At 58.6% G+C, this 14999-nt stretch carries 11 protein-coding genes and 1 riboswitch; of the genes, 4 read left to right on the forward strand and 7 right to left on the reverse strand.

Annotation, left to right across the window (positions count from 1 at the left end; all coding sequences use genetic code 11):
- Positions 1 to 8: 8 nt before the first annotated feature.
- Positions 9 to 115, reverse strand: a riboswitch (TPP riboswitch).
- A 514-nt stretch (positions 116 to 629) separates the two neighbouring features.
- The 3 genes from VJ698_RS05025 to VJ698_RS05035 all read left to right on the forward strand — a co-directional run bounded on the left by VJ698_RS05025 (position 630) and on the right by VJ698_RS05035 (position 8531).
- On the forward strand, positions 630 to 4880 hold the full coding sequence (locus VJ698_RS05025) for an ankyrin repeat domain-containing protein (protein ID WP_324101614.1): 4251 nt from the start codon (positions 630 to 632) through the stop codon (positions 4878 to 4880).
- Positions 4881 to 5143: 263 nt separating this feature from the next.
- On the forward strand, positions 5144 to 7954 hold the full coding sequence (locus tag VJ698_RS05030) for a valine--tRNA ligase (RefSeq protein WP_324101615.1): 2811 nt from the start codon (positions 5144 to 5146) through the stop codon (positions 7952 to 7954).
- 127 nt (positions 7955 to 8081) lie between these two features.
- Positions 8082 to 8531 (forward strand): DUF2147 domain-containing protein, encoded by a 450-nt coding sequence (locus VJ698_RS05035; protein ID WP_324101616.1) that lies wholly within the window; start codon positions 8082 to 8084, stop codon positions 8529 to 8531.
- 57 nt (positions 8532 to 8588) lie between these two features.
- Here VJ698_RS05035 and VJ698_RS05040 read toward each other — a convergent pair whose 3' ends face one another.
- The 4 genes from VJ698_RS05040 to ruvA all read right to left on the reverse strand — a co-directional run bounded on the left by VJ698_RS05040 (position 8589) and on the right by ruvA (position 11709).
- A complete protein-coding gene (locus VJ698_RS05040; protein WP_324101617.1) occupies positions 8589 to 8903 on the reverse strand; it encodes a multidrug efflux SMR transporter in 315 nt (104 codons plus the stop codon).
- A 36-nt stretch (positions 8904 to 8939) separates the two neighbouring features.
- On the reverse strand, positions 8940 to 9770 hold the full coding sequence (locus VJ698_RS05045; RefSeq protein WP_324101618.1) for a 2-keto-4-pentenoate hydratase: 831 nt from the start codon (positions 9768 to 9770) through the stop codon (positions 8940 to 8942).
- A gap of 289 nt (positions 9771 to 10059) precedes the next feature.
- Positions 10060 to 11115 carry a Holliday junction branch migration DNA helicase RuvB gene (ruvB, locus tag VJ698_RS05050; RefSeq protein WP_324101619.1) on the reverse strand — a complete coding sequence of 352 codons (1056 nt, stop codon included), beginning with the start codon at positions 11113 to 11115 and terminating at the stop codon, positions 10060 to 10062.
- 15 nt (positions 11116 to 11130) lie between these two features.
- Entirely contained in the window at positions 11131 to 11709 is a 579-nt protein-coding gene (ruvA, locus tag VJ698_RS05055; RefSeq protein ID WP_324101666.1) for a Holliday junction branch migration protein RuvA, read from the reverse strand.
- Between the two features lie 366 nt (positions 11710 to 12075).
- Between ruvA and VJ698_RS05060 the strand changes: the two genes are divergently transcribed.
- Positions 12076 to 12516, forward strand: a complete 441-nt coding sequence (locus VJ698_RS05060; RefSeq protein WP_324101620.1) for a signal peptide prediction — start codon at positions 12076 to 12078, stop codon at positions 12514 to 12516.
- Here VJ698_RS05060 and ruvC read toward each other — a convergent pair.
- The 3 genes from ruvC to VJ698_RS05075 all read right to left on the reverse strand — a co-directional run bounded on the left by ruvC (position 12513) and on the right by VJ698_RS05075 (position 14987).
- Positions 12513 to 13055 carry a crossover junction endodeoxyribonuclease RuvC gene (gene ruvC, locus VJ698_RS05065; protein ID WP_324101621.1) on the reverse strand — a complete coding sequence of 181 codons (543 nt, stop codon included), beginning with the start codon at positions 13053 to 13055 and terminating at the stop codon, positions 12513 to 12515. The genes VJ698_RS05060 and ruvC overlap by 4 nt on opposite strands.
- Positions 13056 to 13097: 42 nt before the next feature.
- Positions 13098 to 14675, reverse strand: coding sequence for a bifunctional phosphoribosylaminoimidazolecarboxamide formyltransferase/IMP cyclohydrolase (purH, locus tag VJ698_RS05070; RefSeq protein WP_324101622.1), 1578 nt, complete (start codon positions 14673 to 14675; stop codon positions 13098 to 13100).
- A 78-nt stretch (positions 14676 to 14753) separates the two neighbouring features.
- Entirely contained in the window at positions 14754 to 14987 is a 234-nt protein-coding gene (locus tag VJ698_RS05075; protein WP_324101623.1) for a Fis family transcriptional regulator, read from the reverse strand.
- Between the last annotated feature and the right edge of the window lie 12 nt (positions 14988 to 14999).

Here is a 14999-nt window from a genome sequence, read left to right on the forward strand (position 1 = left end):
CGGAATGGGGGTGTTTCCGATTGCTTCCCTTCGCTGGCATTACCCAGATCAGGTTCGAGGGTATTTCTCACCCGGCCAACTGAATCATCGTAGGCCAGGACCCCTAGCGTCCCGCATGTAGCGAATCGCATTATACCGGTCAGGTCCAGCCAAGTCAGCCACGATTTTGGTGGCATTTTGATAACCACGGACACGATTGCGGTCTTCCGCAAACAAAGCCAGCTTGCATGAGCCAACGCGTCCCGTCAAAGCATGCCGAATGGAACTAACGCAACCGGCTTGCCACTCATCCCCGAAGCCTTTGTCTCGCAGATATTGCGAACCTTGGAAGGGCACCCCCTCCTGATTCCTGACACCCTCGGCGACGAAGTCTCCCAAATCAGAACCCAAGACCCACTCCAATGATTCACAGCATCCGCACATCGGCGCAACTCTCGACTACCGGCGAAACGAGCACGGCAACTCGGCATCACCTTTTTCATTGCGTGAATAAACCTGCCCTTCTGCATCGAGCGCTCACGCCTCACCCTGATGAGGAATGATCGCAAGCGCGGCCGCCCCAGCACGATTCCGATTGGCAGTTGCAACACACTTGCCCGGCACAATAACAAGCAGAGGTAAAGAAAGATATGACCATCACTACTCATTTTCACATCGGTTCCCAGACCGATCTATCGGCGCTGACCAGTTCGTCGCAGACCACGCGCTTGCAGGAGCTAAAAGCGGCGTTTACCGAAAAACGTTTCGCGGACATTAAAAAGCTCGTCCACGGTCCCGACGTCGATATCTCGCAGATCGATTGGAGTTTCGTGTCAACAATAAGCGGTGAGATGCGGGAGGTAATGAAGTTTTATCGCCGTCAACAGATGCTCTATCCCAGCCAGGGAAACAGGCAAGAAACGCCTCTGTACAAGCAGATGCGCGAATGCCATTGCGACTTTGATGCTACGTTCCGTAATAGACACCTGACCAATGAGCAGCGTAGCGCGGTGATGGCGGAGGTCGAGGGTGGCCAGGCGCTGTCGACTGAAACGCTGGACCTGCTGCGTGTGGCGCTATTGCTCACGCCCATCTCACAATCCGAGGCCACCTCGTTGCGCCTCGCCGTGAAAGCGGAGCCACCGCGTATCGCTGACCCCGGCATGGCCAAACTCATTGGCGCTTCCGTGCATAGCAGGAAGCCTGGAAGCAGTACGGGCGACAACTGGAACGGGGAATTGGAGATGCTTGGTGGAATGCTTGCAGTATGCGTGCATATGTCCCTCGATTTTGCGGATCAGTCCATAAAGCCCGCCGGTCCGCATGGGCGGATCAAACCGAATTGGGCCTTATATCAAAACAAGGAAGTCCTGAAAACGCACATGGCGGGGGAAAGCGGACTGGACGAAAAATGGATGCGCGTGGTCGCCAAGTCAACGGAAACGCATCTCGTGCGCAACGGCGACCTGGGGATTTTTGCGGTCGAGAAATTCGAGCAGATGCAGTCTGAAATGTTGGCTGCAGGGAGGAATTCAGCCGGCACACCGTTTCTCCTTCAATCGTTCGCTCACGCCATGAATCTCGACCTCATTATCAAGAAGGATCAAGACGGAACGATCCATTACCTTGTCCGCCTGTACGACCCGAATATCTCGGATGACCATGCACGGCTTGATTCGACGGAATGGACCGGGCTTGCGCTCGAGGGTCTCAGATCGTGGGTGAAAGACGACGAGAAGTGGAACGTTTATTTCAATAACAACACGCTCGATTTTTCCATGTTGTTTCGACGCCGAGATGAGGATCTCGGCATCGGGACCCCTCCTATCAAGAACCGCATGTTGACAAGCTGCGCATCCCTGCAAAGCGTCGATGATTTCAAGGCCGCGATGCAGTACTTCGTGCACTACGGATTTCCTGGAAATATTTATGCCCTGGAGGACGCATTACGCCAAAATCTGACACCCGAGGAAATTGTTGAAGTGCTCAAATGCGAGGCGCATCCCGACGGCCGCAACAGGATGCTCCCGGGTATCACGGCGCCATCCGCCCTCGGAGCGCATGACATTATTGATGCCTGCCTCTATCTTGCGAAGAACCTCGTACCTGCGAGCGTGGGGAAACTGCTGGAACTTCGAGATGACGAGGGCTGTACCGCGCTTCATAACGCACTACTAGCAAAGAATTTTTCCAACACCCTTGCGACCTTGGCACGTGCGCTTCCGCCGAATTGTGCGGCCGACAGGATGTTGGACGAGAATAGTGATGGGAACACGCTGCTTCACCTTGCCATTCACCTTGCCATAATGGAGAAGAAAAGCGAGAAGATTGCCGCCCTTGCTCCAGTTCTGGCGCGGCTTCCCGCGGGATATCGCCTTCGGGTGCTGCAAGCAAAAAATGCCCAGGATTTTACGCCGCTGGGCATGCTGCTCAACGCGCCTGCCTCCGGTGACGGCCGGTTTATCGCATTCGCGAACTTGCTGGGTACGGACGAAATTGAAACGCTGCTCGATGAAATGCCGAAGTTCCGGCCCGCGAGTCCGAATGAGAAAGCCGTTGGCGGCTGCGAGCATCTGTTGGGAAAATTACCAGTAGAACGCCAGACCCGACTTCGGCGGCTGCTAAGGGATGTTAATGCGCTGAACAGCAAGGGGATGAACCGTCTTCACTACGCCTGCAACGCCCCCACTCCTGACCACGACGCCGACAACAGCTCCAACTTCGACCATGTCATTCTCGAGGAGGTGCTCGCCGTGGACGGTATCGAAGTCAATAAACGAAACAGCGAGGGCTTCACACCACTTCATCTGGCAGTTGCCCAAGGCAATTCCCCGGCAGTGGCGACCTTGCTGGAAAAAGGCGCGAATGTCCATGTCAAGGACAACAACGGTAATACGCCGCTGGATTTGGCCTGCGACATCGATCCTGCATCGCCCATTGCCGCGCAGCTGCGGGAAGCCGGCGGTATCCCCGCAACGGCAAGGAATATGGAGCATTTCCAGGAGTTGCTCGAGATGGGGCTGGATGAGCCGGATTTCACTGAAAAAGCGGGCCAACTGCTTCATGCCGCAGCAATGTCGGCCAATGCTCTGGCCGCCAAGGTCCTGCTGGAGGTTGGTGGCGCGGATGTCGCGAACGTGCGCGATAGCCAAGGACGCTCTGCGTTTGTCGTCGCGTGCGGCTGCAGTGCCTCCATCGCGAAGATGCTCCTGGAATGGACGGATGCAGATGGGAAGAGCATAGACCTAAGCACGCCGGATGTGACCGAGGCACTGTACGCGATGGTCACTCGACCGGCAGGCAATCTGCCCGATTCCACGCAAGACGACGTATTCGCTTTGCTTGCGCGCTTGCACAAGCACATCGCCCAGAACCTTCCGAACTACGACATCAACGCGAAAGCGTACAACGGTCTTAGCGCATTCAGCGTGGCGGTGAAAGAGAACAATGTCGCGATGGTGCGGGCGATGCTTGACCTTCCGTACTCAGTGGATGACGAAGGGCGCCTCACCTCAATGTCGATCAATCCGAACGATTTGTGGGTCCGTCTTCGGTCAGGGGAAGTGCTGGAATCAGAATTGGCCTTCGCATTGACGTTTGCTCAGCAGAGAGATCCCAAAAAAAGAAATGACCTGAGCACAATCGCCCAGGCGCTGTTAAACGATCCCCGTGTCGATCCGATGCGGGCGATCAGATGGTTAAGTCCCACTCATCCTGGAATACTGAATCCGACCATCATGGCGACGCTCGCTACGCTCGGCCATACCCCGGACAGGGAATCCTGGATTGCGGTCTTGAAGGTGTGGGCGGACAAGAGGCCGCTTGGCGTCACGCAGGCCCCGTTTGCTGTCTCTTATGCCAATTTTCATCTGGGGTATGCCTTAATCGAAAAGGCGCAGTCGGAATCCGACCATGAGCTCAGGATCACCGCATTGAAGGAAGCCTACGATCGCTTTTCAGTCGCGCTGATGCAGCTGCTCCGTAATGGGGACACCAACCAAGTCCGGGGATTCGTGGGCGGCTATTGGAATGCGGTACAGAAAACGCGCGGCAACGGCTTGGCAGACGCTCTGGGCGGTTTTCTGACGGCGCTTTTGGAAGATACCCTAGGTGATTTTTTGGCAAAGCGCTCGCTCTCTGCGCGCATCGAAAGACTTGTACCGCAGACAAAAGAGAGTACTGCAGGTTTGCTGGAATCGCCGAATGTTTATCGTTCCATTATCGATCTTGTATTGAAGGATATCGACGCAGTGGAGGAACAGCAGCGTACCGGGCTTATCCCCGATTCGCTACTATTCGCTGCACTGGAGAAAAAAAGTGGCGTCGTGACGAGTGCTGCTGGCGCTTTTCTTGCGAAGCTGCCACACGAGGAACGCATGGCAAGGCTCTTGCCTCGCACAGAAGCCGACATCACTTCCATGTTGGCGGCGATCGAAGCTTATTGCTCAGCGGCCCAAAGAGTTGCCAAAGACCTGGAGCTCAATTTCGAACAGCGGAGCACGTTATTTACGCGTATCGGAACCAGTCTGTCTGCCGCCAAAGACGTTGCTGGCGTCAGGGCGTTCACTGAATATCTCAGGATGGCCTTGTTGGGCACAGTCGTGAACTTCAGGTCATCGGAAAAATTGATTAAAGACCTGCCCAAGGAGCCCATCTCCTTCAAGGCGGCCGGCCTGTACCTGATGGAGGCCAATCGCTATCAAAACTACGATCCTGCCAACGGGGTACTCGACCATGACATCAACCTGGAAGCGTTCAACATCCTTGCTTCAAACGAGCAAAAGGATTTTGTCAACAAGTTGCGGCGCTCTCCCTCGCCTGGCGTCCAGCAGAAGTTGAACGACTTGTTGGCCCGACTGACACAGGAACAACAACGGGCACTGACTCCCGAATCGACATAGCCATCCTCCGCGAACATTGGTGTCGCTGCTCCTTTCGTGAAAAAAATCGTCATCCCCACGAAGACGGCTGCGCTGTTTCAGAGGCAGGAAGATCTCCAGGGAATGGTGACAAAAGAGCATCTTGATGGAAGAGCGCTCGTCTGTTCACCATCATTGCTGCACAGTGGTTTTTTGGTGAATGCAAATGGCACACTCAGAGTTCCAGGGCTCATTCGCGATGGCTCCCTTATAATCTAGCTTTTCGCAAAGCATTCAATAAAATCATGGAATTAGCCAAGTCGTTCGAGCCCGCCGACATTGAAAAACACTGGCGTACCGAATGGGAGCAGCGCGGTTACTACACCGCAAGCACCGATCCGGACAAGCAGTCCTTCAGCATCCAGTTGCCGCCCCCCAACGTCACCGGCACGCTGCACATGGGCCACGCGTTCAACCAGACCGTGATGGACGGCCTGACCCGCTATTACCGCATGCGCGGCCACAACACTGCCTGGATTCCCGGCACCGACCACGCCGGCATCGCGACCCAGATCGTGGTGGAACGCCAGCTCGACGCGCAAAAGATTTCGCGCCATGACCTCGGCCGCGAAAAATTCCTGGAGAAAGTGTGGGAGTGGAAGGAGAAATCCGGCTCCACCATCACCGGCCAGATGCGCCGCCTCGGCGCCTCCACAGACTGGACGCGTGAATACTTCACCATGGACGAGAAGATGTCCAAGGCCGTCACCGAAGTGTTCGTCCGTCTGTACGAGCAGGGCCTGATCTATCGCGGCAAGCGCCTCGTCAATTGGGATCCGAAACTGCACACGGCCGTCTCCGACCTCGAAGTGGTCTCCGAGGAAGAAGACGGCAATATGTGGCACATCCGCTATCCGCTCGCCGACGGCAGCGGCCACATCACGGTCGCCACCACCCGTCCGGAAACGATGCTGGGCGACGTGGCCGTCGCCGTCGATCCGACCGACGAACGCTACACCCACCTCGTCGGCAAGCTGCTGAAGCTGCCGCTGACGGACCGCGAAATCCCGATCATCACGGACGACTACGTGGACAAGGAATTCGGTACCGGCTGCGTGAAGATCACCCCGGCGCATGACTTCAACGACTACGCGATCGGCCAGCGCCACCATCTCGCGCAGATCAACATCATGACGCTGGATGCGAAGATCAACGAGAACGCACCCGAGAAGTACCGAGGCATGGACCGTTACGACGCGCGCAAGCAGATCGTCGCCGACCTCGAAGCGCTCGGCCTGCTCGAATCGGTCAAGCCGCACAAGCTGATGGTGCCGCGCGGCGACCGCACCGGCGTGGTGATCGAACCGATGCTGACCGACCAATGGTTCGTCGCGATGAGCAAACCGGCACCGGAAGGCGCACACTTCCCCGGCAAGTCGATCGCTGAAGTCGCACTCGAAAAAGTCGCAGACGGCTCGATCAAGTTCATTCCGGAGAACTGGACCACCACCTACAACCAGTGGCTCAACAATATCCAGGACTGGTGCATCTCGCGTCAACTCTGGTGGGGCCATCAGATCCCGGCATGGTACGACGAAGACGGCAAGATCTACGTTGCGCGCAACGAGGAAGAAGCCAAGGCACAAGCCGGCGGCAAGGCACTGACCCGCGAAAGCGACGTGCTAGACACCTGGTTTTCCTCCGCGCTGGTGCCCTTCTCCTCGCTCGGCTGGCCGGAAGAAACGCCGGACTACAAGATGTTCCTGCCGTCATCCGTGCTTGTGACCGGCTTCGACATCATCTTCTTCTGGGTGGCGCGCATGGTCATGATGACCACGCACTTCACCGGCAAGGTGCCGTTCGAGAAGGTGTATGTGCACGGCCTGGTGCGCGACGCCAGCGGGCAGAAGATGTCCAAGTCCAAGGGCAATACGCTTGACCCGATCGACCTGATCGACGGTATCGACGTCGAATCGCTGGTCGCCAAGCGCACCACCGGACTGATGAATCCGAAGCAGGCCGAGAGCATTGCGAAGTCCACGCGCAAGGAATTCCCTAACGGCATTCCAGCCTTCGGTACCGATGCGCTGCGCTTCACGATGGCAAGCTATGCCTCGCTCGGCCGCAACATCAACTTCGACTTGAACCGCTGCGAAGGCTATCGCAACTTCTGCAACAAGCTGTGGAACGCGACGCGCTTCGTGCTGATGAACACCGAAGGCAAGGATTGCGGTTTCGATCCCGCCACCTGCGGACCGGACCGCGATTTCTCGCAGGCCGACCGCTGGATCGTATCACTCCTGCAACGCGCCGAAGCAGAGGTTGAAAAAGGCTACGTCGACTACCGCTTCGACAACATCGCTTCGGCGATCTACAAGTTCGTCTGGGACGAATACTGTGACTGGTACCTGGAAGTCGCCAAGGTGCAGATCCAGAACGGCACCGAAGCGCAGCAACGCGCCACCCGCCGCACCCTGCTGCGCGTACTGGAGACGGTGCTGCGCCTCGCCCATCCGGTCATCCCCTTCATCACCGAGCAGTTGTGGCAGACGGTCGCCCCGCTCACCGGCCGCAAGACGGATCCGGCCGGCGACTCGATCATGGTCCAGCCATATCCGCAGCCGAACATGGACAAGCTCGACGAGCAGGCCGAAGCATGGATGGCGCAGCTGAAGTCGATGACCGATGCCTGTCGCAACCTGCGCGGCGAGATGCAGTTGTCGCCCGCACAACGCGTGCCGCTGGTCATCGAAGCGGCGGCCGGCGAGCAGGAGCAACTGAAATCCTTTGCGCCCTACCTGCAGGCACTTGCCAAGCTGTCCGACGTGCAGATCGTCGACATCCTGCCGGAATCCCCCGCTCCGGTTTCCATCGTTGGCACGGCAAAACTGATGCTGAAGGTCGAAATCGACATCGCCGCCGAACGTGAACGTCTCTCCAAGGAAATCAGCCGCCTCGAAGGCGAGATCGCCAAAGCCAATGCCAAACTCGGCAACGAAAGCTTCGTTGCGCGCGCCCCCGCCCAAGTGGTTGCCCAAGAAAAAGACCGTCTCTTGACTTTCGGAGCCACACTCCAAAAACTGCGCGAGCAGTTTGATATATTGCAAAAGAAGTAAGGATTGAAGGCCCCAAACTTCTGCTCTGTCCGCCGTCGAGCGGACAGAGCAGAAGCGATTTCCCGGACCGGACAACAGAGTCCCGACCCGTGGGGCTGTTTACACTTATATCCTTGGAGACGACAAAATGATTCGACGATTAGTCACATTCAGCCTGGCAGCGGCCACCCTCGCCGCCTCCGGCGCATGGGCGCAGGAAGCATCGGCGGTTGGCGTATGGAAGACCATTGATGACGAGACCGGCAAGCCTAAATCCCTGGTGCGCATCAGCGAGAACAACGGCGAACTTCGCGGCAAGATCGAAAAGCTGTTCCGCGACGCCAGCGAAGACCAGAATCCCAAGTGCGACAAATGTGAAGGCGCGCTGAAGGATCAGCCTATCCTCGGCATGACCATCATCACAGGCATGAAAAAAGATGGCAGCGAATACAACGGCGGCCAGATCCTCGATCCCGCGAACGGCAAGGTGTACCGGAGCAAGATGTCCGTGACCGACGGTGGCAAGAAACTGGACGTGCGCGGCTATATCGGCGTGCCTCTGCTGGGCCGCACGCAAACTTGGCTCCGCGCGGAGTAAGACGCAATGCAATGAAAAAGGCGCCCGTGGCGCCTTTTTTTACACCGCAGCGGCCGCTCAATGCGTCAGCTTCAGTCCGATGATGCCAATCACGATCAGCGCAACGCAGGCGAGCCTGGTTCCCGTTGCCGGCTCATTAAACAGCAGGATGCCGACGATCGCTGCGCCGGCCGCGCCCATCCCGGTCCACACCGCGTAGGCCGTCCCGACCGGCAGCGTCTTCAGGGTCCAGCCCACCATCACGAAACTGACCAGCGATACAGCCAGGCCGGCAACAGCATAGCCCCAGCGCGTATAACCCTCCGACTGCTTGAACAGGATCACCCAGACGATTTCGAGCAAACCGGCGATAAACAGCATTGTCCAGGCCAAATCCGACTCCCTTGGTAGCGACGCGCGCGAACCGCGTCAGACGAAGGACACGGTCAGGCCCGACAGGCTGACGCCCGAAAAGGCCGAGGTCCAGGTTTCGCCCGGCTTGATCGGGCACACATCCGTCCAGGTGCCGGTCGTAATGATCTCGCCGGCCGACAGGGGCGGAAACTGTGGCTGTGTCTTGAGCACCTCATACAGATGCCACAGCGCATGCAGCGGACTGCCAAGCACATCGCTGCCGAAACCGGCGGAGCGCAACTCGTCGCCACAGGACAGCGACAAGCTCGCATGCGCAAGAACATTGCCGAGATTGCGCCGACTGGCGGCCGACAGCACTTTCGGCTCGCCGATGATGAGCGATCCATGCAGGCCAAAGGCAGCAATCGAATCCACCATTTCGAACTTCCAGTCCGGGAACGGACACACCACGATCTCAAAGGCATGCGCCATCCACTCGATGCATTCCGCCAGCTCGTCGATCGTCGCCTCGGCCGCCGGCGTCTTGCCCAGCCGGAAAACAAGTTCCGGCCCGATGCGCGGCTGCAATGCGCCCTGCAGACTCTGGATGCCACGGTTGTCTTCGGTGTACCGCACGGTCGCGTCGAAGATCGGCGTCCAGATTGGCGTACGGATCGGATCGACGATGCCGTAGCGCGACCAGATCTTGCGGTTGGTAAAGCCGATCTTGCGGCCGATCATGGTCTCGCCCTGGGCGGTACGGATATCGATCAGACTCTTGACGATATCGTAACTGTCCGCCAGCGACAGGCTCGCATTCGCCGACAGCGGTGGTATCAGTTCGCCCTTGGCGCGCGCATCAAGCAATTGATGCGCATAGCGGTTGGCTTGAGTAGACATCAGCATGGCGGGACTCGATCGGGAAAGGGGTGGCGCGGGAGCACTTGCCCTGGTCTGCGGCTACCGGGCTGACCCGCACACTTTACGCGGGCACCATGGCGCAGGATTGCGTTTCGTCAGACAAAAAAGTGCACCCGTGCGAAAAGGAACATTATAGGGGCAAGTTTGCGGTTTTCTTAAGAGGTCGGCCAACCCACGTATTTCTACGGATGTCAGGCAGACAACTCCGCGAAAAGGTTCCCAGATAAACCGCGTGTAGTAATGACGCTTGCAGAAGTGAGGACTTCCTGACTTTTCAGGACTGCTCCCACAAGTCACCGTTCTGGCTGCGTGGTGCTGTCACGCCGAAATGCGTGTAAGCGGTTGGTGTCGCAATCCTGCCGCGCGGCGTGCGCTGCAGATAGCCCTGCTGGATGAGATAGGGTTCGAGCACGTCCTCAATGGTGTCGCGCTCTTCGCCGATAGCGGCGGCAAGGTTGTCGAGCCCGACCGGCCCGCCGTTGAACTTGAACAACACCGCTTCCAGCAGCTTGCGGTCCATCACATCAAACCCGACCGGATCGACGTCGAGCATCTTCAGCGCCGCGTCAGCCATCGCCTTGGTGATCTTGCCGGTGCCCTTGACCTCCGCATAGTCGCGCACACGGCGCAGCAGGCGGTTGGCGATACGCGGCGTGCCACGACTGCGCCGGGCGATTTCGAGTGCGCCCTCGTCCACGATCGCTGCATTGAGCAAGGACGCGCTGCGCGTCACAATCCTTGCCAGCTCCTCCGGTGTGTAAAACTCCAGACGCGCCACGATGCCGAAGCGGTCGCGCAAGGGATTGGTCAGCATACCGGCGCGCGTGGTCGCGCCGACCAGCGTGAAGGGCTGCAGGTCCAGCCGCACCGAACGCGCAGCCGGCCCTTCGCCGATCATGATGTCGATCTGATAATCCTCCAGCGCCGGATACAGGATTTCCTCAACCACGGGCGATAGACGATGGATTTCATCAATGAACAGCACATCGTTCGGCTCGAGGTTGGTCAGCAAGGCGGCAAGGTCGCCCGCCCGCTCCAGCACGGGACCGGAAGTCTGGCGCAGGTTGACGCCCATTTCGCGCGCAATGATGTGCGCAAGCGTCGTCTTGCCCAGGCCCGGCGGCCCGAACAGCAGTGTGTGGTCCAGCGCTTCTCGGCGCTGGCGTGCGGCGGCAATGAAGATCTCCAGTTGCCCGTGGATCTTTTCCTGCCCGACATATTCGTCCAGCTGCTTCGGCCGCAAGGCGCGCTCGACCGCCTCCTCGTTGGTGGAGGCCGGTGTTGCAGCGATGATCCGCTGTTCCGTGAAATTATCGGTCTGGATACTCATGACACTGCTCCTTCATTACGCCTTGGACAAGGCCTTGAGCGCCAGCTTGATGCCTTCCGAGACACCCGTTCCCGCCGGCACCTGCTTCAGCGCGAGCATCGCTTCCTTGTCGGAATAGCCCAGCGCGATCAGTGCATTCAGGATGTCGGAGGTCGCATCATTCTGCGCCACGCCGCCGACAGCACCCAGATCCGCACCCAGCTTGCCCTTGAGTTCCAGCAGCAGGCGTTCGGCGGTCTTCTTGCCGATGCCAGGAATCCTGGTCAGTCGTCCCGCCTCCTGCAGCGTGATGGCTTGCGACAGATCGGCAACCGACATGCCGGACAAGATGGACAAGGCCGTGCGCGCGCCAATGCCGGAAATCTTGATCAGCTGCTTGAATACATTGCGCTCCTCGGCAGTACCAAAGCCGTACAGCAGGTGAGCATCCTCCCGCACTGCAAGATGGGTCAGCAGCACGACCTTCTCGCCCATGGCGGGGAGGTTGTAGAAGGTGCTCATCGGCACATCGATTTCATAGCCGACGCCATTGCAGTCGACGAGCAACTGGGGCGGATTTTTCTCAAGCAGAGTTCCGGAGATGCGGCCTATCATGGCGAATAATGTATTGAATGGTTGCCAGGTTGCTGGAAAGCGCAGGCCATGTTGCACCATGGTATGTCTCCAGAAAGGGAGACGGCCTGACTACTGTTTTTTTCCACAGTCTTTCAGTGGAATCATACAGGACATTCCTGCTTGGCCCCATAAAAAAACAAGGTGATGGCGCCGCTCCGGCCATGGCATCGGGGATCTTGCCCGTGGATTGAGTTGCCGATCCAGCAAGGATTTTTTTCCATGGAAAAAGCTCCAAACGAATTTGCAGAACCTGCGACGTCTTCCTTCGCGTTCAGACGCGAGGCGGATACGCCGGGTGAATTGAGGGGATTCTTGAAACGGCAATTGCGCTTGCGCATGCAACGCATGTTTCGACAAAGATATGTACGGCGCCCGCTGTTCTGGACGGCGACCCTGCTCGGCATGATCTGGGCATCGCCGGTGACCTTGTTCGGTCTGCTGGTTGGACTGCCGGTTGCCTTGTTCCGCGGGCACCTGCACGTCGTGCATGGCCACACTCCCGCCCTGCTGGCGCGCGGGCCGTTCGCTGACTGGCTGCTCAGGCATCACCCTTTCGGCGCCATGAACGCGATGGCGCTCGGCCATGTCGTGATCGCGGAGCGCGAAGGTCTCTCGTCGCGAGTGCTCGTCCACGAACTCGCACATGTCCGCCAGGCGGCAAGATGGGGACCGCTGTTCCCGTTCGCCTATCTTGCATCCAGCATCTGGGCATTCATGCGCGGCCGTGACGCCTATTGGCATAACCGCTTCGAAATCGCGGCGCGCAAGGCCGAAAAGCGTTTCTAGCCAATCAGGCGTCCGCGCCGCACGCGCAATCCTTTCTTCGCGAGCGCCGGCGCCAATCCGCCCAAGGTCGACAAGGCTTCGCCGCTATGCGCGTGGCAGATCGCTACGCCCAGCGCATCGGCGGCATCGGTGCTCGGCGTACCGGACAACATCAGCAGGCGCTGTACCATGTCCTGCACCTGCTGCTTCTGGGCCTTGCCGTGGCCGACAACCGCCTGCTTGATCTGCAGTGCGGTGTATTCCGCGACCGCCAGATCCGCGCTCACCAGCGCGCAAATCGCCGCGCCACGCGCTTGCCCAAGCAACAGCGTCGATTGCGGATTGACGTTGACGAACACCTTCTCAATCGCCGCGCAGTCGGGCGCATAGGTGCGGATGATTTCGGAAATGCCGCCGAGGATGGTTTTCAGCCGTTGCGGCAAGTCTGCGTCGGGAGTCTTGATGGTGCCGGAAGCGACGTAGCCGAGCTTGTTGCCCTGCTTGAGGATCACGCCGAAGCCGGTGGTGCGGAGGCCGGGGTCGATGCCGAGGATTTTCATGCGTCAGCCGTTCCCGCTTGCACGGGAACGGCGCTCAGGATATCAATGACGGAAGTGCCGCGTGCCGGTAAAGAGCATGACCACGCCGCGTTCGTCCGCCGCATCGATCACTTCCTGGTCGCGCATCGAACCACCCGGATGGATCACGCAGGTCGCGCCCGCGTCGACCACCACATCGAGGCCGTCGCGGAACGGGAAGAAGGCATCCGACGCCACCGCCGAGCCCGCCAGCGACAGTCCGGCATTCTGCGCCTTGATCGACGCGATACGCGCGGAATCGACGCGGCTCATCTGGCCCGCACCGACACCCAGCGTCATGCCATTGGCGCAGAAAACAATTGCATTCGATTTGACGAACTTCGCGACCCGCCATGCGAACATCAGGTCCTGCAACTGTTGCTGGGTCGGCTGCTTCTTCGTCACCACCTTCAGTTCTGCCAATGCGACGTTCTTCGCATCCGGCGACTGGATCAGCAGGCCGCCGCCGACACGCTTGCAGTCATAGGTATTGACGACGCGAGCCAGCGGAATTTCGAGCAGTCGCACATTCTGCTTCGGCGCAAAGACCTGCCGCGCTTCCGCCGTGAAAGAAGGCGCGATCAGCACCTCGACGAATTGCTTCGACACCGCTTCCGCGGCTTTGCCGTCGACTTCGCGATTGAATGCGATGATGCCGCCGAAAGCCGATGTCGGATCGGTCTGGAATGCCTTCGAATAAGCCTCCAGCGGATCCGCGCCGACCGCCACGCCGCAAGGGTTGGCATGCTTGATGATCACGCAGGCGGCGCTGTTGCCGGATTCATCGAAGGTCTTCACGCATTCCCATGCCGCGTCCGCATCGGCGATGTTGTTATAGGACAGTTCCTTGCCCTGCAACTGCTTGTAGTTCGCGAGTGCGCCGGCCACGGGCGCAATGTCGCGGTAGAACGCCGCAGACTGGTGCGGATTCTCGCCGTAGCGCATCTCCTGCACCTTTTCGAAATGCAGGTTGAGTGTCTGCGGATAGGCGCTGCGCGTCACGTGCTGCTTGTCCTCGCCGAGCGCAGTCAGGTAGTTGGTGATCGCACCATCGTATTGCGCAGTGTGCGCGAACACTTTTTTCGCCAGTCCGAACTTGGTGTCGTAGCTGACGTCGCCCTTGTTCGTCTTCATCTCGTCCAGCACGCGGCCATAGTCGGCCGGATCACAGATCACGACCACGTCCTTGTGGTTCTTCGCGGAGGAACGCAGCATGGTCGGGCCGCCAATGTCGATGTTTTCGATCGCATCTTCCAAGGTGCACTGCTCCTTGGCCACGGTCTGCTGGAACGGGTACAGGTTCACTACCACCATGTCGATCGTCGGAATGCCGTGCTGCTGCAATGCCGCCATATGCTCGGGTAAGTCGCGACGGGCCAGGATGCCGCCATGCACTTTCGGATGCAGCGTTTTCACGCGGCCGTCGAGCATTTCCGGAAAGCCGGTGTAGTCCGCGACTTCAGTCACCTTCACGCCGTTGTCGGCCAGCAGCTTGGCCGTGCCTCCAGTGGACAGGATGTTCACGCCTAATGCGGAGAGTGCCTTGGCGAAATCAAGAACGCCGGTCTTGTCAGAGACCGAAATGAGTGCTTGTTTGATCATGATGAAGTGCAGGAAGTGATTGATAACGTAAAAGCGGTGCCGCCGGCCTGCACCGGCTGACTGCCCTTACGTTATGGATCACAGTAACCCGTGCTGCTGCAATTTCTTGCGCAAGGTGTTGCGATTAATCCCGAGCATTTCCGCCGCCAGCGACTGGTTTCCGTCGGCACGCGCCATTACCACTTCGAGAACCGGTTTTTCCACGGTAAAGACCACCATTTCATAGACATTGGACGGCTGTTGCTCGCCCAAATCCTTGAAGTATTTCTCAAGGCTTTTCTTGACGACGTCCTGGATATTGTCTTTGCTCATGGGAGTTGTGTA

This window comes from Noviherbaspirillum sp. (genome assembly GCF_035254685.1).
Taxonomy (GTDB): Bacteria; Pseudomonadota; Gammaproteobacteria; order Burkholderiales; family Burkholderiaceae_D; genus Noviherbaspirillum.

Bases quoted from the DNA above. Each gene is read 5' to 3' on its own strand.
- VJ698_RS05025 (WP_324101614.1), top strand. From the start codon at position 630: ATGACCATCACTACTCATTTTCACATCGGTTCCCAGACCGATCTATCG.
- VJ698_RS05030 (WP_324101615.1), top strand. From the start codon at position 5,144: ATGGAATTAGCCAAGTCGTTCGAGCCCGCCGACATTGAAAAACACTGG.
- VJ698_RS05035 (WP_324101616.1), top strand. From the start codon at position 8,082: ATGATTCGACGATTAGTCACATTCAGCCTGGCAGCGGCCACCCTCGCC.
- VJ698_RS05045 (WP_324101618.1), bottom strand. From the start codon at position 9,770: ATGCTGATGTCTACTCAAGCCAACCGCTATGCGCATCAATTGCTTGAT.
- ruvB (WP_324101619.1), bottom strand. From the start codon at position 11,115: ATGAGTATCCAGACCGATAATTTCACGGAACAGCGGATCATCGCTGCA.
- ruvA (WP_324101666.1), bottom strand. From the start codon at position 11,709: ATGATAGGCCGCATCTCCGGAACTCTGCTTGAGAAAAATCCGCCCCAG.
- VJ698_RS05060 (WP_324101620.1), top strand. From the start codon at position 12,076: ATGTTTCGACAAAGATATGTACGGCGCCCGCTGTTCTGGACGGCGACC.
- ruvC (WP_324101621.1), bottom strand. From the start codon at position 13,055: ATGAAAATCCTCGGCATCGACCCCGGCCTCCGCACCACCGGCTTCGGC.
- purH (WP_324101622.1), bottom strand. From the start codon at position 14,675: ATGATCAAACAAGCACTCATTTCGGTCTCTGACAAGACCGGCGTTCTT.
- VJ698_RS05075 (WP_324101623.1), bottom strand. From the start codon at position 14,987: ATGAGCAAAGACAATATCCAGGACGTCGTCAAGAAAAGCCTTGAGAAA.